The organism is Iamia sp. SCSIO 61187 (genome assembly GCF_019443745.1).
In the GTDB taxonomy this organism is placed as follows: domain Bacteria; phylum Actinomycetota; class Acidimicrobiia; order Acidimicrobiales; family Iamiaceae; genus Iamia.
On sequence record NZ_CP050948.1, the window covers coordinates 4,824,639 to 4,842,299 of the forward strand.

The 17,661-nt window shown below is 72.9% G+C and carries 16 protein-coding genes; 7 read left to right on the forward strand and 9 right to left on the reverse strand.

What is annotated here, in order from left to right; translation table 11 throughout:
* The first annotated feature begins 70 nt into the window (after positions 1 to 70).
* From HC251_RS23265 to HC251_RS23275, 3 genes are all read left to right on the forward strand, one after another.
* A complete protein-coding gene (locus HC251_RS23265) occupies positions 71 to 487 on the forward strand; it encodes a nuclear transport factor 2 family protein (protein ID WP_219943003.1) in 417 nt (138 codons plus the stop codon).
* Positions 488 to 492: 5 nt separating this feature from the next.
* Entirely contained in the window at positions 493 to 963 is a 471-nt protein-coding gene (locus HC251_RS23270; RefSeq protein ID WP_219943004.1) for an SRPBCC family protein, read from the forward strand.
* Between the two features lie 70 nt (positions 964 to 1,033).
* Complete coding sequence (locus HC251_RS23275; protein WP_219943005.1) at positions 1,034 to 2,767, forward strand: amidohydrolase family protein; 1,734 nt, start codon at positions 1,034 to 1,036, stop codon at positions 2,765 to 2,767.
* A 46-nt stretch (positions 2,768 to 2,813) separates the two neighbouring features.
* Here the strand turns inward: HC251_RS23275 and HC251_RS23280 are convergent, their stop codons facing one another.
* Entirely contained in the window at positions 2,814 to 3,842 is a 1,029-nt protein-coding gene (locus HC251_RS23280; protein WP_255566538.1) for a pirin family protein, read from the reverse strand.
* Positions 3,843 to 3,914: 72 nt separating this feature from the next.
* Entirely contained in the window at positions 3,915 to 4,832 is a 918-nt protein-coding gene (locus HC251_RS23285) for an alpha/beta fold hydrolase (RefSeq protein ID WP_219943006.1), read from the reverse strand.
* Between the two features lie 136 nt (positions 4,833 to 4,968).
* Between HC251_RS23285 and HC251_RS23290 the strand changes: the two genes are divergently transcribed.
* On the forward strand, positions 4,969 to 6,417 hold the full coding sequence (locus HC251_RS23290; protein WP_219943007.1) for an MFS transporter: 1,449 nt from the start codon (positions 4,969 to 4,971) through the stop codon (positions 6,415 to 6,417).
* A gap of 49 nt (positions 6,418 to 6,466) precedes the next feature.
* Here the strand turns inward: HC251_RS23290 and HC251_RS23295 are convergent, their stop codons facing one another.
* Together HC251_RS23295 and HC251_RS23300 are read right to left on the reverse strand one after the other, a co-directional pair.
* Complete coding sequence (locus HC251_RS23295) at positions 6,467 to 7,327, reverse strand: ABC transporter permease (protein WP_219943008.1); 861 nt, start codon at positions 7,325 to 7,327, stop codon at positions 6,467 to 6,469.
* Entirely contained in the window at positions 7,324 to 8,316 is a 993-nt protein-coding gene (locus tag HC251_RS23300) for an ATP-binding cassette domain-containing protein (RefSeq protein ID WP_219943009.1), read from the reverse strand. Before HC251_RS23300 ends, HC251_RS23295 begins: the two co-directional genes overlap by 4 nt.
* 86 nt (positions 8,317 to 8,402) lie before the next feature.
* Between HC251_RS23300 and HC251_RS23305 the strand changes: the two genes are divergently transcribed.
* Complete coding sequence (locus tag HC251_RS23305; RefSeq protein ID WP_219943010.1) at positions 8,403 to 9,257, forward strand: TetR/AcrR family transcriptional regulator; 855 nt, start codon at positions 8,403 to 8,405, stop codon at positions 9,255 to 9,257.
* Here the strand turns inward: HC251_RS23305 and HC251_RS23310 are convergent.
* Positions 9,254 to 10,072, reverse strand: coding sequence for a triacylglycerol lipase (locus HC251_RS23310; protein WP_219943011.1), 819 nt, complete (start codon positions 10,070 to 10,072; stop codon positions 9,254 to 9,256). The genes HC251_RS23305 and HC251_RS23310 overlap by 4 nt on opposite strands.
* Positions 10,073 to 10,180: 108 nt before the next feature.
* Between HC251_RS23310 and HC251_RS23315 the strand changes: the two genes are divergently transcribed.
* Positions 10,181 to 11,710, forward strand: coding sequence for an amidase (locus HC251_RS23315; RefSeq protein WP_219943012.1), 1,530 nt, complete (start codon positions 10,181 to 10,183; stop codon positions 11,708 to 11,710).
* A 93-nt stretch (positions 11,711 to 11,803) separates the two neighbouring features.
* Positions 11,804 to 12,211: a RidA family protein gene (locus HC251_RS23320; protein ID WP_219943013.1), complete on the forward strand. Its 408-nt coding sequence runs from the start codon at positions 11,804 to 11,806 to the stop codon at positions 12,209 to 12,211.
* Between the two features lie 81 nt (positions 12,212 to 12,292).
* Here the strand turns inward: HC251_RS23320 and HC251_RS23325 are convergent, their stop codons facing one another.
* From HC251_RS23325 to HC251_RS23340, 4 genes are all read right to left on the reverse strand, one after another.
* Positions 12,293 to 13,471, reverse strand: a complete 1,179-nt coding sequence (locus tag HC251_RS23325) for an HNH endonuclease signature motif containing protein (RefSeq protein ID WP_219943014.1) — start codon at positions 13,469 to 13,471, stop codon at positions 12,293 to 12,295.
* A 372-nt stretch (positions 13,472 to 13,843) separates the two neighbouring features.
* Positions 13,844 to 15,796 (reverse strand): NAD(P)/FAD-dependent oxidoreductase, encoded by a 1,953-nt coding sequence (locus HC251_RS23330; RefSeq protein ID WP_219943015.1) that lies wholly within the window; start codon positions 15,794 to 15,796, stop codon positions 13,844 to 13,846.
* Positions 15,793 to 17,013, reverse strand: coding sequence for a cytochrome P450 (locus HC251_RS23335; RefSeq protein ID WP_219943016.1), 1,221 nt, complete (start codon positions 17,011 to 17,013; stop codon positions 15,793 to 15,795). Before HC251_RS23335 ends, HC251_RS23330 begins: the two co-directional genes overlap by 4 nt.
* On the reverse strand, positions 17,010 to 17,471 hold the full coding sequence (locus tag HC251_RS23340) for a 2,4'-dihydroxyacetophenone dioxygenase family protein (protein WP_219943017.1): 462 nt from the start codon (positions 17,469 to 17,471) through the stop codon (positions 17,010 to 17,012). Before HC251_RS23340 ends, HC251_RS23335 begins: the two co-directional genes overlap by 4 nt.
* Positions 17,472 to 17,661: the final 190 nt, after the last annotated feature.

Sequence of the window (17,661 nt, forward strand, 5' to 3'; positions counted from 1 at the left end):
TGCGCCGACAGCGAACATTTCGATGCCGAACATCTTGACGAAGAACTTTCGCTTCCGTACATTTCACTGCATGAACCAAACCACCATCACCCCACCCGCCGACGGGACGTCGACCCAGGTGGCGCTGGCCCTCTACCGGGCCGTCGCCGCCGGCGACCTGGCCGAGGCAGCCGCCCACCTGCACGCCGACGTCGTCCTCCACGTGCCCGGCACCCATCCGCTCGCCGGCGTCCACCGGGGCCTGGACGCGGTGCTCGGGTTCCAGCTCGCCAGCCGGGCCGCGACCGACGACGGCGAGACGATCGAGGTCCTCGACGTCCTCGCCGGGACGACCCGCACCGGCGTCCTCTGCCGGGTCACCGCGACCCGGGGCGATCGCCGCCTCGACAACACCACCGTCCACCTGCTGCGCGTCGTCGACGGACGCGTCGCCGAGATCCACCTGCACAACTTCGACGGCGTCACCGTCGACGGCTTCTGGAGCTGACGACCATGATCACCCTCACCCGTTCCCTCACCATCGCCACCCCCGCAGCCGCCGTCTGGGAGGTCCTCGCCGACTACCGGCGCGACCCCACCTGGCGCACCGGCGTCGTCTCCATGGAGCCCGACACCCCGGGCCTGGCCCGGCCCGGCACCCGGGTCCACGAGGTCCTCCGCCTCGGCGGGAAGACCAACCACATCGACAGCGTCGTCGACGAGGTCGTCCCCGGTTCCCGCGTGGCCTGGCACACCACCGGCGGCGCCGACGTCGACGGCTGCCGGCTCGTCGAACCCCACGGCGGGACCGGTTGCCGGGTCACCCTCACCATGAGGATCCGCCCGCACGGTGTCGAGCGGCTGATGGCGCCGGCGTACCGCTGGATGCTCGGCCGCAACATGGTCGGCGACCTCGCCCGCCTGCGGGACCTGGTCAGCGCGGAGGCGCCGACCAGCCCGGGTGCCGCCGACGCAGCGGCGTGAGCCGAAGGAGCCAGCCGTGGCCTCCGGCGCTAATCTGACGACCCGTCAGATCTTCGGCCGGAGGCCACGCATGCTCGACCACCTGATCACCGGCGGCACCGTCGTCGACGGGACCGGTGCCCCGCCTCGTCCCGCCGACATCGCCGTCTCCGGCGGACGCATCGTCGCCATCGCCGAGCCCGGGACGATCACCGACGCTGCGGCCGACACCCTCGACGCCACCGGCCTGGTCGTCGCCCCCGGCATCATCGACCCCCACACCCACTACGACGCCCAGATCTTCTGGGACCCGCACGTCTCCCCCTCCAACGTCCACGGCGTCACCAGCGTCGTGAGCGGCAACTGCGGCTTCACCATCGCCCCCCTCCGCTCCGAGGACGCCGCCTACACCCGGGAGATGCTGGCGAGCGTCGAGGGCATGTCGGTCGCCGCCCTGGAGGAGGGCGTGCCGTGGGACTGGCACACCTTCGGCGACTACCTGGACAAGCTCGAGGGCAACGTCGGCGTCAACGCCGGCTTCCTCGTCGGGCACTGCGCCCTCCGCCGCTACGTGATGGGGGAGGCCGCCGTCGGCAACGAGGCCACGCCCGAGCAGCTCGAGGAGATGAAGCGGGTGCTGGCCGAGTCCATCGCCGCCGGGGGGCTCGGCTTCTCGACCACCCTCAGCCGCACCCACTCCGACGGCGACGGCCAGCCCGTGGCGTCGCGCTGGGCGACGACCGAGGAGCTGGTCGCCCTGTGCACGGTCGTGGGCGAGCACGAGGGCACGACCCTCGAGGGGATGACCGACGGCTGCCTCGACCGCTTCAGCGACGACGAGATCGACCTCTTCGCGTCGATGACGGCCGCCGCCCGTCGGCCCCTCAACTGGAACGTGATGACGATCGACTCCAAGGAGCCGGGCCGCATCCCCCGCCAGCTGAGCGCCCACGACGTGGCCGCCGAGCGGGGCGGCCGCATCGTGGCCCTGACCCTCCCGGTCCAGGTGCCGATGAACATGAGCTTCCTCAACCACTGCGGGCTCTTCCTGATCCCCGGGTGGGGTGAGATCCTCCGCCTGCCGGTGCCCGAGCGCATCGCCAAGCTGCAGGACCCCGAGGTGCAGGCGTTCATGCTCGAGCGGGCGGCGTCGGACGAGGCCGGGGTGTTCAAGCGGCTGGCGGCGTTCGGCGACTACGTCATCGGCGACACCTACTCGGCGGCCAACGAGGGCCTGAAGGGTAGGCGGGTCGCCGACATCGCCGCCGAGCGCGGCTCCGAGGACCCCTTCGCCACCCTCGTCGACATCGTCGTGGCCGACGACCTCCGCACGATCCTGTGGCCCATCCCGCCCGACGGCGACGACGCGTCGTGGGAGCTGCGCCGCCAGACCTGGGCTGACGACCGGGCCATGCTCGGCGGCTCCGACGCCGGGGCCCACCTCGACCGCATGTGCGGCGCCCCGTTCCCGACCCGGTTCCTGGCCGACACGCTGCGAGGCCGCAAGCTCGTCAGCCTGGAGCGGGCCGTGCAGCTGATGACCGAGGTCCCGGCCCGGCTGTTCGGCCTGCGCGACCGGGGGACCCTCGTCGAGGGGGCCTTCGCCGACATCTTCGTGTTCGACCCCGAGACGGTCGGCGCCGAGCACGCCACCCTCGTCCACGACCTGCCCGGCGACTCGCCCCGCCTGACCGCCGGCGCCCACGGCGTGCGCCGGGTCTACGTCAACGGCGTCGTGGCCGTCGAGGACAACGAGGCCACCGGCTCCCTCGGCGGCACCGTCCTCCGCTCCGGCCGCGACACCGACACCGTCGCCACCAGCTGAGCACGGCGAAGTGGACGCGACGTGCCTGGCACGTCGCGTCCTCGGGTCAGGTCGGGGTGGTCTGGCGCTCCTCGACCCGGCCGTCGGCGTGGCGGGCGAAGCGGGGCTGCTCGGCCGGGTGGACGGGGTCCTCGTCGGCCCAGGGCCACCCGCCGAAGCGGGTGCGCTGGTAGTCGTCGAAGGCCTCCTGGATCTGGGCCTTGGTCGTCATGACGAAGGGCCCGTAGCGGGCGACGGGCTCGCCGATCGGCCGGCCCTGGAGCACCAGCACCTCGACCCCCTCGGGCGACGAGAGCTCGAGGTCGACCTGGCTGTCGACGACCGCACCGGTGTCCCTACCCAGGTCGCCGTCGTGTCCGGCCACGCGCAGGGCGGTGCCGTCGAAGACGTAGAGGGTCCGGACCGTCTCGCGACCCGCCGCCTTCGGCAGCGTCCACGTGGCGCCGGGCTCCAGCACGACGTGCCAGATCGCCACGTCGGCGTCGGCGTGGCTGGCGTAGGACGCGGGCGGTGGTGCCGGCGGGGCGTCGGCGTCGTCGAGGCGGCCGGCGATGACCGTGACCTCCACGCCATCGGCGCGCACCCGGGGGATCTGGTCGTCCCAGAACATGGTGAAGTGGGCGTCGACCATCTTGTCGGCGGACGGGAGGTTGAGCCAGATCTGGAACAGCTCGAGCGGGTTGGGGCCCTCGGCGTCGAGCAGCGGGAACATCTCCGAGTGCTGGATGCCCTTGCCGGCGGTCAGCCACTGGACGTCGCCCCGGCCGAAGCGGGCGGCGGCACCCAGCGAGTCGGCGTGGTCGATGAGGCCCTTGCGGACGTAGGTCACCGTCTCGAAGCCCCGGTGGGGGTGGGGCGGGAAGCCGGGGACCGTCTGCCCGTGGTACATCCGCCAGCCGTCGCGGCCCTCGAAGTCCATGCCCAGGTCCCGCCCCTCGAGGAGCGCCGGGTCGGGGCCGAGGTCGGCGGTGCCGGCGGGGTAGGCGTCGTCGTGGTGGGCGCAGAACAGGAACGGGTCGATCGTGGGCCACTGCGGCCCCAGCTCGACGGTCTGCAGCACCGGGTCTTCGATCATGGATCCAGGCTACGGGCGGGTCACAACCCCGCGGTCGGAGTGGGTCTGACCCACTCCGACCGGTGCGCTCGGTCAGCGGCGGCGGTGGGGCTCGGAGTGGTCCCAGTCGGCCAGCAGGGCGCGGAGGGCGGTGAGCAGGACGAGCGGCTCGTCGAGCATCGGGTGGTGCCCGGCCTCGGGGAGCTCGACGACGGGGGCGACGCGGCCCAGCTCCTCGTACATGAAGTCGCCGATGTCATGGGTGACCAGCCCGTTCTCGCACCGGAGCAGCGCGAAGCGGGCGACGATGCGCCGCAGGTAGGGCAGGGCCACGCCCCGGATCGACCCCCCGCCGAACTGGCCGAACACGGTCGGGTCGAACTTCCAGCGGACGCCCCCGTCGACCTCGACGAGCGACCGGCGCCCGACGTGGTCCATCACGTAGTCGAGGTAGCGCTCCTGGGGCGGGACGGTGCGGAACCGGAGGAGCGCCTCCTCGACCGACGGGTAGGTGCGGCTCCTCCCGAACGCCTCCTTGAGGCGGGAGGCCTCGACCTCGGGGTCGGGCTCGGTCACCGGTGAGTCCACGATCACCACCCCCGAGATCATCTCGGGGTGGAGGGCGGCGGTGGCGATGGTGACGAACCCGCCCATGCTGTGGCCGACCACCACCGGCAGGCCCTCGATCCCGGCGGCGGCGGTCACGGCGATGACCTCGTCGGTCCACTGCTCGAAGCGGTAGACGTCCCGCCGGCCGCTGTCGCCGTGGCCGGACAGGTCGAGGGCGACGACGCGGTACTCGTCGGCGAACGCCGCGGCGATGTGGGTCCACCAGTGGGCGTGGGCGCCCCCGCCGTGGACGAAGACCAGGCCCCGCCGGCCGGTCTCACCCCAGGCGAGGAAGTGGATCGGGGTGCCGTCGACGTCCGCCACCTCGTCGGTGAAGGGGACCTCGAGGTTGCGGCGGAACCACCCCGGCGCGCCGGGGTGGACGGGCACGTCGGGATGCATCCTCCGAACCTACGCCGACGCGTCGCCCCGCCCGGGCCGACGCAGGGCGGAGCCTCCGGTCGCCGGACCCGAGCCCGGACCGGCAAGAAGATGCACTGGTACTGTCAGGACCCGTGCCAGGCACCGGGGACAGCGCGTGACCGCCGCCGAGGGCCCGGCCGACAGCGCCCCGCCCGCGCCCCGGCGGTACCCCCTCTGGCCGCTGACGGTGATGGCCCTGGTCGCCCTGGTCGACCAGGTCGACGTGTCCGTCGCCCGCGGCGTCCTGCCGACGCTCGAGGACGAGTGGGGCCTGAGCGACACCCAGCTGGGCGCCATCGTCTCGGTGTTCGTGTTCGTCAGCACCCTCGCCGCCGTCCCCGCCGGGTACGTCGCCGACCACTTCCGCCGCACCCGGGTGATCGGGTGGACGCTGCTCAGCTGGAGCGGGCTGATCCTCCTGTCGGCCACGGCGGTCAACTACGCCAACCTCCTGGTGGCCCGGGCCCTGATGGGCGTGGGCCAGGCCGTCGACGACCCGGCCTCCACCTCGTACCTGGCCGACAGCTACCCGGCCCGGATGCGGGCCCGGGTCTTCGCCTGGCAGCAGGTCAGCTTCTTCGTCGGCGGCGGCATCGGCCTGGCCCTGGGCGGCGCCATCGCCCAGGCGTGGGGCTGGCGGTGGGCCTTCGCCGTGGTCGGGGTGCCCGGCGCCCTCGTCGCCTTCGCCGTGTTCGCCCTCCGCGAGCCGCGGCGGGGCGAGGCCGAGCTGCCCGACACCATGACGTGGGACGAGATCACCGCCCTGCCGCCCCGCGAGGTCGACCGCTCCACCGGCGCCGAGGGCGTGTCCTTCGCCCAGTTCACCCGCCTGGCCGCCACCGAGCTGGTGAGCCAGCTCCGGATGATCTTCGGCATCCGCACCATGCGGTACGTCCTGGTCGGCGTGGGCGCCCTGCTCTTCACCGTGGCGGGCATCGGCACCTGGCTGGCGATCTACCACGACCGCTACTCGGGCATGACCGAGGCGCAGGCCACCGTCCTCACCGGCGGCACCCTCGGCATCGGCGGTCTGGTCGGGACCCTCGCCGGCGGCTGGTTCTCCGACCACTTCCACCACCGGTGGAAGGGGGGACGCATCGTCATCGTGGTGTGGTCGTCGGTGCTGTGCGCCGTCTTGTTCATGGTCTCGTTCGCCATCGACCCGGTGGGCGTCCGCATCGCCCTCCAGTTCGCGGGGGTCACGGCCGCGGCCGGCGCCGCCCCCGGGTTGCGGGCCACCATGCTCGACGTGGTCCCGCCCGAGTCGCGAGGCGTGGGGGCCTCGGCCATGGCCCTCACCACCTCGGTGTTCGGCCAGGCCCTCGCCCCGCTCCTGGTGGGGTGGATCTCCGACGTCACCGGATCGCTGGTGGCGGCGTTCTACATCGTGTTCCCGCCCGTCATCGTCGGGCTGCTGCTGCTGCTCCGGGCCCGCCACACGCTCGAGGCCGACGCCCAGGCGATCATCACCGCCATCGTCGAGGAGAACCAGAAGCTCGAGGCCGAACGGCGCCAGCTCGGTCTCATCGACGCCGCCCCCGACGAGACGAGCGCCACCCGGTGAGCCCACGGCCCCGTCGGTCCGGCGCCGCGGGCCACCCCGGCCCCGCCGGTCAGCGCCCGAGCGAGCGGTGGCGGCGGAGGGCGAGGGGCACGAAGACCGCCAGGAGGGCGAGGGGCCAGGCGACCGCCAGGGCCACGGCGTTCTCGGCCATCCAGGAGTCGGCCCCCCAGGACGGGTTGCCGAACAGGTCACGGGTGGCGGCGACGGTGGCCGACATGGGGTTGGCCTCCGACACCGCGCCCAGCCAGCCCGGCATGGTCGACGGGGCCACGTAGGCGTTGGACACGAACCCGACCGGCCACACCAGGACCTGCACGACCACCGCCGCCTCCGGCGTCTTCAGCAGCAGCCCGAGGTAGATGCCCACCCAGATGAAGGCGAAGCGGAGCAGCAGCAGGAGCCCGACGGCCAGCGCCGCCCGGCCCAGACCCTCGTCCCACGTCCAGCCGATGAGCCGACCGGTGGCGACGAGCGTGACGAGGCCGATCACGGCGGTGGCCATGTCGGCCGCGCTCCGCCCCACCAGCAGGGCCCCGGGGGCCATGGGCATGGCCCGGAACCGGTCGGTGATGCCCTTGGAGGCGTCGGTCACCACCTCGAGCACGGTGCCCTCGATGCCGAACAGCACCGACAGGGCCAGCATCCCCGGCACGAGGAACGCCTCGTAGCCCCCGTCGCCGGGGACGGCGAACCCGCCGCCGAAGAGGTAGGCGAACATCAGCAGCGTCAGCACCGGGAAGCACAGCCCGACGGCGATGCCCCACGGCTGCTGGCGCCAGTGGAGGAAGGTCCGGCGGGTGACGGTCCAGGAGTCGGCGACCAGCCAGGCGAGGGCCGGCCGCTCCTCGGGGACGGGGGCCGTCGCGGCGCCGGGAGCCGGTGCGGGAGCGGGGACGGAGACGGCGGTCATGCCGGCACCTCCTCGCGCGCGGCACCGGGTTCGGTCTCGGTCTCGGCCGACGGGCGCCGCCCGGTGAGGTGGAGGAACACCTCGTCGAGGGTCGGGCGACGCAGGGCGATGTCCTCGGCGACGAGGCCGGCCTCGTCGAGGGCCCGGACGACCGCGGTGAGGGCCGCGACCCGGTCGGTGGCCGGGGTGCTGACCCGACCCCGACCCTCGTCGACGTCGGGCGGGCCGACCACCGTGGCGAGCACGCGAGCGACGGCGGCCACGTCGGCGGCGTCGGCCACCTCGACCTCGACCCGGTCGCCGCCCAGGCGGGACTTGAGCTCCGACGGAGTCCCCTCGGCCACGACCCGACCGTCGCCCAGGACGCAGATGCGGTCGGCCAGCTGGTCGGCCTCCTCCAGGTACTGGGTGGTGAGCAGCAGGGTCGTGCCCTCGGCGACCAGGGCTCGGATGCCGTCCCACACCTCGGCCCGGGCCGCCGGGTCGAGACCGGTCGTCGGCTCGTCGAGGAACAGCACGGCCGGGGCCAGGATGAGGCTGGCGGCCAGGTCCAGCCGGCGGCGCATCCCACCCGAGTACCCGCTCACGGCCCGGTCGGCGGCGTCGGCCAGCCCGAACCGGTCGAGCAGGGCGACGGCCCGATCGCGGGCCGCCGCCGCACCGAGGTGCGCCAGGCGGCCGAACAGCTCCAGGTTCTGGCGGCCGGTCAGCACCTCGTCGACGGACGTCGACTGGCCGACCACGCCGATCGCGGCCCGCACCGCCCCCGGGTGGCGCACGACGTCGTGGCCCGCCACCCGGGCGACGCCTCCGTCGGGCCGGAGCAGGGTCGTGAGGATGCGGACGACGGTGGTCTTGCCGGCGCCGTTGGGGCCGAGCAGGCCGCAGACGGAGCCGGGCGCCACGGCCAGGTCGACCCCGGCGAGCGCCGGGTGGGCGCCGAAGCGCTTGGTGAGGCCGACGGCCTCGATGGCGGGGGGAGCGGGCATGGGTCTCCTACTCGGTACGGCGTACGAAGGGGAGGAGACCATACCGTGCAGTGTACGGAGTGGCAACCGACCCGTACGCTGCCGCCATGGCCGACGCCCCCGCGCCCCCCGGAGACGCGCCCGGGAGCGCCGGGGCCGGGCCCGACGCGGCGCCCGACGACGGCGACCTGAGCCCGGCCGCGGCCCGGACCCGCCGAGGGATGGAGGCGCTGTGGGGGTTGCGGACCCCACCCACGCGCGGCCCCAAGCAGGGGCTCACGGTGCGGACGATCGCCGAGGCGGGGGTCGCCATCGCCGACGAGGGCGGGCTCGATGCGCTGTCGATGCGGCGGGTCGCCGACCGGCTCGGCGTCGGGACGATGTCGCTCTACACCTACATCCCCGGCAAGGCGGAGCTGGTCGACGCCATGCTCGACCTGGTCTACGGCGAGCCCTCGGGTCCGACCGCCCACCCCGACGGCTGGCGGGCCGCCCTCGAGGCCCACGCCCGCGCCGAGTGGGATCTGTACCTGCGCCACCCGTGGGTCGTCCACGTGACCGGCCAGCGGCCGGTCCTCGGACCCAACGAGCTCGACCGCTACGAGCGGGCGCTCCAGCGGGTCGACGGCCTCGGCCTGACCGGGCGCGAGATGGCCGCCGTCGCCGCCCTGGTCGGTGGCTACGTCGCCGGCGTCGCCCGCCAGGTCGCCGACATCCGCGCCACCCCCGAGCGCACCGGCCTCACCGACGACGAGTGGTGGCAGGCCCGCAGCGCGGTCCTCGACGAGGTGTGGGACGCCGAACGCTGGCCCGTCGCGACCCGCATCTCCACCGAGGACGGCTTCGTCCCCGACGGTCCCACCGCCTCGTACCTCGAGAACGAGGCCCTGGTCGACTTCGAGTTCGGCCTCCAGCGGGTCCTCGACGGCATCGAGGTGCTGGTGCGCTCCCGGGCGGGCTAGACCCCCAGCAGCGCCAGGGCGTCGCCGGCCCGGGTCACGACCGCGGTGTTCCCCATGTAGTTGGAGCCGCCGGTGTGGGGGACGCTGGCGTAGACGACCTTCCGGGCCGACGGCACGGACATGTAGGTGGCCGACGACGCCGAGACGACCCAGTCACCGTTCGACCCGATGACGGTGAAGTCGGTGCCGCCCACGCCCTGCGGGTTGCCGTTCCGGTTCAGCCAGGCGATGTCCGACGAGCCCGGCTTCAGCGACGAGCACTGGCCCCAGAGGCAGAGGTTGGAGTACCAGGCCGCGCCGTTGTGCGGGGAGCCCAGCGTCACCACGTCCTCGACCCGGATCGGGGCCGAGAAGCCCGACTCCCGGATCGACGAGCCGTACACCGCTCCCCGGGCGACGTTGCCGCCCATCGAGTAGCCGACGACGTCGACGGCGATGCCCCGGGCCGTGTAGGTGCTGTAGATGTACTGGGAGAAGGCCTTGGCGATCGTCTTCCACGACGACGAGTTCCCGACGTTCCCCCACGACCGCAGGTTGACGTCGCAGCCCGTGTTGCCGCTGTAGTAGCCGACCCGGACGAACGGGCCGGTGAAGCCCTCGGCCCGCATCTGGGAGATCATCCGGTCGAAGGTGCCCGAGCAGCTGGTGTCGTTGCTGAGGCTGTAGCCGTGGATGAGCAGGACCGGCCGGGTGCGCACCCCTCCCGCGGCCGAGGCCGGCGGCGAGCCGACGGCGAGGCAGAGCACCAGCGCCGCTGCGGTGAGCAGGGCGACGAGTGTGCGGCGGGGGGCGACAGAGGGGGACGGCGCAGCCATGGTTCTCCTTGATGCGGACGTCGCCTGTGACGTCCGACACTCCAGTGTGCCCCACCGGGGCCGACCGTGCCGGGATCGACGCCGGGGGCGGCCGCGCGAGGATGGGGCGTGGCCGACACTCCCTGGCAGGGCGATGCGTGCTCCCTGGTCGATGCGTTCCGGGCCGGCGACCGGTCCCCGGCCGAGGAGCTCGAGGCGAGCCTGGCCGCCATCGAGGCGTCCGACCTGAGGTGCTTCTCCTTCCTCGACCCGGAGCGGGCCCGGCAGGCCGCGGCCGACGCCGACGTGGCGCTCCCCTTCGGCGGGGTCCCGACCGGGATCAAGGAGCTCGAGCAGGTCGAGGGCTGGCCCGACACCGGCGCCTCCCTCGTCTTCGCTGACCGCGTCGCCACCCACACCATGCACAGCACCCAGCGGCTGCTCACCGACGGCGGCGTCGTGCCCGTGGGGCTGACGACCGCCAGCGAGTTCGGCGGGCTCAACGTCAGCGTCACCAAGCTGAACGGGGTCACCCACAACCCGTGGCGGCACGGGCGCACCGTGGGCGGATCCTCGGGCGGGGCGGCCGCCTCGGTGGCGGGCGGGCTCGTCAGCCTGAGCACCGGCGGCGACGGCGGCGGGTCCATCCGCATCCCCGCCGGCTACACCGGCCTGCTGGGCATGAAGGGCACCTTCGGGCGCACCACCCGCGGCCCCCACGCCATGAGCCGGCCCAACACGGTCGTGAACGGCAGCCTGTCCCGGTCGGTGCGCGACGCCGCCCGGTTCCTCGACGTCGTGAGCGGCCCCGACCCCTACGACCCGACCTCGCTGCCCAAGACCGGGAGCTACGAGGCCGGGCTCGGCACCTTCGACCTGAGCGGGCTGCGCGTCGCCGTGGTGCCCGACCTCGGCGGCGTCACGCTCGAGCCCGGCGTCGAGGACCGCGTCCGCAGCGAGGCCGAGCTCCTCGTCCGCGAGAACGGGATGACGATGGTCGACCTCGACGTCCGACCACCGAACCTCGCCGCCCAGTGGATGATGGGCAACCTCTCCACCCTCCTGGCCGAGCTCGGCGACCGCTGGCCCGGGTGCGCCGACGACCTCACCGACGAGGTGGCCTTCGGCCTGTACCTCTCGCAGTCGCTCTACAACCTCCACACCGCGGCGGCCGCCGAGGACCTGCGGGTGCAGTCCTACGTGGCCATGGCCGAGGCCTTCGGCGAGGTGGACCTGATCATCGCGGCCACCAACCCGGGGCCCGCCTTCGCCGCCGATGCCGCCACCAGCAACCCGCAGGAGGACCTGATCGACATGGCGACGTCGAGCAAGGCGTTCCGGTACGCGTTCCGGGGCGCCCTGCTCGGCACCCGCCTGACCAGCGCCTTCGCTCCGCGGCTGCCCGCCGCCCTGCTGGCCCACTTCAGCGCCCGGTTCCCCGACATGGTGAACATGGGGGCGCTCACGATCATCTCGAACATCTACGGCAACCCGGCCGTGTCCATCCCGGCCGGGACCATCGACGGCCTGCCCGTCGGCATGCAGGTCCTGGCCCGCCACCACGCCGACGACCTGCTGTTCGACGTGGCCCTCGCCGTCGAGCGCGCCCGCCCCTGGCCGATGGTCGCCCCGGGCGTGGCCGCCCCCGCCCCCGCCTGACCCGGTCGCACCGGCGTCAGACCCCTCGGGGGGCGAGCGGCGGCGGCACCGGGTGGCTAGCCATGGCGCAGCCATCCGACCCGAGGAGATCCCATGACCGTCGAGCTGATCAACCCGCCCGGGATCCCGGAGCCGATGGGCTACGCCCAGGTGGGCGTGGCCACCGGATCGCGCACCGTCTACGTCTCGGGCCAGGTCGCCCGCACCGCCGACGGGTCCCCCGTGGCCCCGGGGGACCTGGCCGGTCAGGTCGAGCAGGCCTACGCCAACCTCATCGCCGCCCTCGCCGGGGCCGGGGCCTCCTACGCCGACGTGGCCAAGGTGACCGCCTACGTCGTCGACCTCACCGAGGAGAAGCTGGGCCCGTTCGTCGAGGGCGCCATGCGCGTCGCCGAGGCACACGGCATCGACCCCACCAGGCCTATGACGATGATCGGCGTGGCCGCTCTGGCCGAGCCCGACCTGCTGGTCGAGATCGAGGCCGTCGCTGTCCTCGACTGAGGACCACGAGGTGCAGGCGACGGCGCAGATGGGCGCGACGGTGAGCCCGCCGGGGGCGGGCTCACCTGGTGGTGTCGTGTGTCAGGCGGCGAGGGCCCGTCGGTCGACGGGCTGGGATCGTCGATTCCGCCCGGCGGGGGTGGTGATGATGACGGTGGCGTCGGGTCGGAGCTCGATGGCCCAGCCGGGGCGGTGGACGACGCCGTGGTGGTACCGGCACAACAGCACCAGGTTCCGCAGGTTCGTCGGTCCTCGGTGGGCGATCCACTCGGCGACGTGGTGGCCGTCGGTCCGATGGGCAGGTCGGTCACAGCCGGGGAACCGGCACCCCTTGTCGCGGATGCACAGCGCCTGGAACAACGGCGCCGGGATCGTCCGCGTGGACCGTCCGTAGTCCAACACGGTGCCATCCGCCTTGGTGATGACCCGGTGGATGTTCGCATCACACGCCAGCCGCCGGGCGACGTCGGCGGTGATCGGTGTGCCGTCGTCGAAGCACCCCTGCCCGCGACCTGAGGTGAGCTCCTCGAGGCCGATGGTGATGTTCACATGCGGGCGGTGCCGTCCGCCCTTGTGGTCGGACTGGTGGTCGAGGAAGTGGGTGAAGATCTCGGTCAGGGCGTCGTGACGCCGTTGGGCGGGTGTCCGCTCGTCATCGTCTGTCTTGTTGCCCATGGCCAACCGGAGGGCGGCCTGGGCGGCGTGGAAGGCCTCGGGCTCGAGGTTCGCGTCCAACCGCCCACCTTTGAGGGTGGGTGAGAGGTGGGCGGAGCGGTCCGGGTCGGGCTCGCCCTCGTGGCCGTCGTCGAGGGTCTCCTTGGCGTGGGCGGCCCAGGACTTCATGGCCACCACCGCCTCGGTCACGTCGAGGCCGGCGAGCATGGGGACGAGGTCGTCCTCGCCGGCTTGGAACAGCGGGGCGGTGCGGTCGTTGAGGTTGGCCACCACCGCGGCGATGTGACCCCCGGACACCTCACCCGACAGCCATGCGCCCATCAGGGTGGGGAGGTGGCTGAGGCGTCGGGCGGTGCTGGCCAGGCGTTGGGCGTCGCTGTTGGTCATCCGCCCCTTGACCCGCAACCAGGTGGCCATGGTCGGGCACCCATCGGCGGTGTCGTACTCGTTGGTGGCCTCGAACCGCCCGACGGCCTCGCAGAGCTTGGCGTCGAGGCGATCACGCAGGAACAGCGCCTCGTCGAGGGCGTCGCCATCGACCGGGATGTCCAGGTCGGAGATGGTGGTGGCGAGCGCCTCGAACATGACCCCAGTGATACCCGGTAGACGGGAATCGAACCTCGGAAACCCAGTAAATCGCCGGCTTTCTCGGCTCCTGTGTGCCCCTGTGAGCCGCTCGGTTCGGTTGTGGGCAGTTGGACCGCAGGCGCCGTCGAGGCGCTCAGGAAGCCGCACAGCGCCCCGCCCGGAACGGCACCACAGACCCATCAGCGACACCCCGTCGGTCCCGGCCCACCGAGCCGACAGCCACACCACCAGCCCGCAGCTCCACCGCCGTCCGAGCCATCGGTACGACCGACCCACGCCAGCCGCGACCGGATGGCCCGCGACGCGCGGGCGGGTTGATCGCCACCGGTCGCGGTCCCGACGACGTGATGCTCCCGCCGCTCGTGGGCGTCAACCGCCGGACGTCACGGTGAAGTGGGTGGGGTCGGGGGTCTTGGTCCAGGCCCAGTAGTCGACCATGCGCCACGGGCTGAGGATCCGGATGCGGCCGCTCTCGTTGCGGTACCAGCTGTTCCGGATGCTCGGGTGCGACCAGATCATCCGGGACATCTCGTCCTGGAGCCGGGCGTCGTAGGCGTCGTGGGCCTCGGCCGTGACCTCCAGAGCGGCGCCGGGACCGGCCTCGGCCAGCAGCCCCAGGCACCCCATCACGTACCGCACCTGGCACTCGGCGTTGAAGATGATCGACCCGCCGTGGGCCAGGTTGGTGCCCGGCCCGTAGAGGCAGAACAGGTTGGGGAAGCCGGGCACGGTGATGCCGTACAGGGCGGTCGGCTCGTCGCCCCACCGCGCCCGCAGGTCCTGGCCGTCGCGACCGGTGATCGCCATGGGCCACAGGTAGCGGTTGGCGTGGAACCCGGTGGCCCACACGATGACGTCGACCTCGTGGAGGATCCCGGTGACGTCCCGGATGCCGGTGGGCTCGACGGCGTCGATGGCGTCGGTGACGAGGTCGACGTCGTCGCGGGTGAGGGCGCCGAGCCACGACCCGTTGTCCTGCAGGGTGCGCTTGCCGAGGCAGACGTAGTCGGGCACGACCTTGGCCAGCAGGTCGGCGTCGTCGCCGACCTGGTCGGCCATCCACTGGGTGAAGACCTCGCGGGCGGCGTCGTTGATCTCGCTCACGGCCCGGTCCGGGTGGGGGTAGTCGGGGTCGATCCGCATGGCCTCGAGCCCGCCGTCGCACGCCGGCCAGAACAGGAGGAACCGGTACCAGCGCCCGTAGAACGGCAGGTGGCGGATGGCCCACGTCATCCCCGGCCGCACCGGCTCGTGGTAGATCGGGTTGGGGAACATCCACGGTGCCGAGCGCTGGAACACCGTCACGTGGGCGGCGGCGGGGGCGATGGTGGGGACGATCTGGAAGGCGCTGGCCCCGGTGCCCACGACGGCGACCCGCCGACCGGTGAGGTCGGTGCCCGGCACCCACCGGGCCGAGTGCATGGCCAGCCCGCCGAAGGTCTCGATGCCGCGGATCTCGGGCACCTTGGGCCGGTTGAGCTGGCCCACGGCGCTGATGACGACCGCGACGTCGAGCTCGTCGGTCGCGCCGTCGGCGGTGCGGACCCGCACGGTCCAGCGACCGTCGTCCTCGGACCAGGTGGCCGCCTCGACCTCGGTGTCGAAGCGGATGTGGCGGGCCACGTCGTGGTCGGCAGCGGCCCGCTCGAAGTACGCCTGGAGCTCGGGCTGCTGGGCGAAGAGCTCGGTCCACTCGTCGTCGGGCTGGAACGAGTAGCAGTAGAAGTGGTTGCCGACGTCGACCCGGCAGCCCGGGTAGGTGTTCTCGTGCCAGGTGCCCCCGACCCGCGGGTTCTTCTCGACGATCGTGTACGGCACGCCGGCCTGGCCCAGGCGGATCCCGGCCAGCAGGCCCGCCATCCCGGCCCCGATGACGACGACGGGCAGCGCCGCCCGGGCCGCCGGCGACGCGGCCAGAGCCGGCGGGACGACCGCCCGCTGGTCGACCCCGTCGAGCTCGAGCTCCTCGAGCAGCAGGGGCACGTACTCCGGGGGCACGGGCCCGGCGACCATCGCCTCCATGATCTCGTGCACCAGGTCGGGGCCCGGTGGGGGCGGCAGGCGGTGACCGCCGTCGCGGTAGGCGCAGATCGCGGCCAGGGCCCGCTTGCGGACGACCGCCTGGTCCTCGGGGCTCATGAACCCCTGGACCTCGTTGATGTAGATGCCGACCGGCCTCGGGTCGTCGCGGATCCACGACGGGTCGCCCGTCATGTGCACCATCGAGGCCAGCAGCGCCGGGATGCTGACGTCCTCGAGCAGGGCGGCGATCTCCTCGTCGGTCTCGGTGATGGGGAGGCCCGCGTGCCGGAGCCGCGTCACGACAGCCGGACCGGCACGCGCTTGTACGAGCTGTTGAGGTTCGACCGCAGCCGCACCGGGTCGCCGGTCTGCTCGATCGACGGGAACGCGGCCAGCAGCTCCTCGAAGAAGATGCGGCCCTCGAGCCGGGCCAGGTGCACCCCGAGGCAGAAGTGCTCGGCGATGCCGAAGCTCAGGTGCGGGTTGGGCGACCGGGTGATGTCGAAGGCGTGCGGGTCGGCGAACACGGCCGGGTCCCGGTTGGCAGCCGTGTAGTACATCGCCACCTTGTCGCCGGCGGCGATCGCCTGCCCGCCGAGCACGGTGTCCTCGGTGGCCGTGCGCCGGAAGTAGTGGAGGGGGTTGGCCCAGCGCAGAATCTCCTCGACCGCCCCGGCGACCCGGGACGGGTCGGCCCGCAGGGCGTCGAGCTGCTCCGGGTGGGCGAGCAGGGCGAGGAGGCCGGAGCTGAGCATCGTCTGGGTCGTGTCGTTGCCGGCGGTGACGAGCTGCACGAAGAACGACCCGAAGTCGACGTCGCTCATGGTCTGCCCGCCGAAGTCGCCGTCGAGGATCAGGGTCGTGAGGTCCTCGCGGGGCGCCTGGGTGCGGCGCTCGGCCGCGAACCCGATGGCGTACATGGCCATCTCGATCGAGGCGCTGTGGTCGACCTCGCCGACGACGTCGGGGTCCTGACCCGACGTCTGGCGCTCGGCGAGGGTGTGGAGCAGGGCCCAGTCCTCCTCGGGGAGGCCCATGAGCCGGCCCATCACCTGGGTCGGGATGTGGGCGGCGACGTCGTGGACGAAGTCCACCTCACCCCCGTCGGCCGACCTCGCCGCGGCGTCGGCCAGCACGGACCGGGTGAGGGCGCGGATCTGGTCCTCCATGCCGGCGATGACCTTGGCCTTGAAGCTGTCGGCCAGCGGCTTGCGGTACGTCAGGTGCCGGGGCGGGTCCATGGCCAGCAACATCCCGCGCATCATCTCGAGCGAGTCCTCGGGCAGGTCCTCGAGGACCACGCCGCCCCTCGTGGCCGAGAACAGCACGGGCTCGCGGGCCACCGTCACCACGTCGGCGTGGGTGAGCACCGCCCAGAACCCCGACTGGTCGTCGGGCATGTCCTGCCATGCGACCGGGCTCTCCGCCCGCAGAGCGTCGATGGCGGCGTGGGGGACCCCGGCGGCGAAGGTGGCCGGGTCGGCCAGGCGCAGGCCCGTCGTGGACCCGACGCTCATGCCACCAGCACCGGCGGGCGGCCGAAGCCCTCGGCCTCGGCCAGCGCCAGGTAGGCCTCGAGCGTGCCCGGGCCGTCGAACACGCTCTCGACGTTGCCGTCGGCGTCGAGGTTGAGGTTCGACCCGTACATCTGGAACCACACCTGGGTGTCGGGCTCGAGGCACTCGAGGGTGTGGACCGACCCGGCCGGCTCGTAGAGGAACGACCCGGCCCGGTTCACGTCGTCGTACTCCTGGTAGTGCCAGGCGCCCGAGGTCGTGTAGGCGTAGACGGGGCCGGTGTGGCGGTGGGTCTGCACCGTGTAGCCGGGCTGGAAGATGTTCTCGACGATCCACAGGCCGAGGCCGGCGTCGACCTGGATGACCTTGAGCTTGTTCCCCCCGCCGATCTCGACGAACGGCAGGTCGTCCCTCCCCCGGTGCACCGCCTCGGTCGTGGGCGTGGCCAGCGTGCTCATGGTGGATCCTCCGGCGATCGGGCTGCCGCGAGCATGCCCCACCGCTGGACACGTGTCCATCGTCACCTGACGGCCCGTCAGATCGTCGACCCCGGGCCCCGGGCGCACCGAGGTGCTGCGACCACGCGGCGCGCGCATGAACTGTTACCGCAGGTATTGACGCCCCGTGACCGGCGCCATACCTTCCTGG

Excerpts from the sequence above, each read along its gene's own strand:
- HC251_RS23280 (WP_255566538.1), bottom strand. The coding sequence starts at position 3,842 with ATGATCGAAGACCCGGTGCTGCAGACCGTCGAGCTGGGGCCGCAGTGG.
- HC251_RS23265 (WP_219943003.1), top strand. The coding sequence starts at position 71 with ATGAACCAAACCACCATCACCCCACCCGCCGACGGGACGTCGACCCAG.
- HC251_RS23270 (WP_219943004.1), top strand. The coding sequence starts at position 493 with ATGATCACCCTCACCCGTTCCCTCACCATCGCCACCCCCGCAGCCGCC.
- HC251_RS23285 (WP_219943006.1), bottom strand. The coding sequence starts at position 4,832 with ATGCATCCCGACGTGCCCGTCCACCCCGGCGCGCCGGGGTGGTTCCGC.
- HC251_RS23340 (WP_219943017.1), bottom strand. The coding sequence starts at position 17,471 with ATGAGCACGCTGGCCACGCCCACGACCGAGGCGGTGCACCGGGGGAGG.
- HC251_RS23275 (WP_219943005.1), top strand. The coding sequence starts at position 1,034 with ATGCTCGACCACCTGATCACCGGCGGCACCGTCGTCGACGGGACCGGT.
- HC251_RS23310 (WP_219943011.1), bottom strand. The coding sequence starts at position 10,072 with ATGGCTGCGCCGTCCCCCTCTGTCGCCCCCCGCCGCACACTCGTCGCC.
- HC251_RS23295 (WP_219943008.1), bottom strand. The coding sequence starts at position 7,327 with ATGACCGCCGTCTCCGTCCCCGCTCCCGCACCGGCTCCCGGCGCCGCG.
- HC251_RS23335 (WP_219943016.1), bottom strand. The coding sequence starts at position 17,013 with ATGAGCGTCGGGTCCACGACGGGCCTGCGCCTGGCCGACCCGGCCACC.
- HC251_RS23320 (WP_219943013.1), top strand. The coding sequence starts at position 11,804 with ATGACCGTCGAGCTGATCAACCCGCCCGGGATCCCGGAGCCGATGGGC.
- HC251_RS23305 (WP_219943010.1), top strand. The coding sequence starts at position 8,403 with ATGGCCGACGCCCCCGCGCCCCCCGGAGACGCGCCCGGGAGCGCCGGG.
- HC251_RS23325 (WP_219943014.1), bottom strand. The coding sequence starts at position 13,471 with ATGTTCGAGGCGCTCGCCACCACCATCTCCGACCTGGACATCCCGGTC.
- HC251_RS23300 (WP_219943009.1), bottom strand. The coding sequence starts at position 8,316 with ATGCCCGCTCCCCCCGCCATCGAGGCCGTCGGCCTCACCAAGCGCTTC.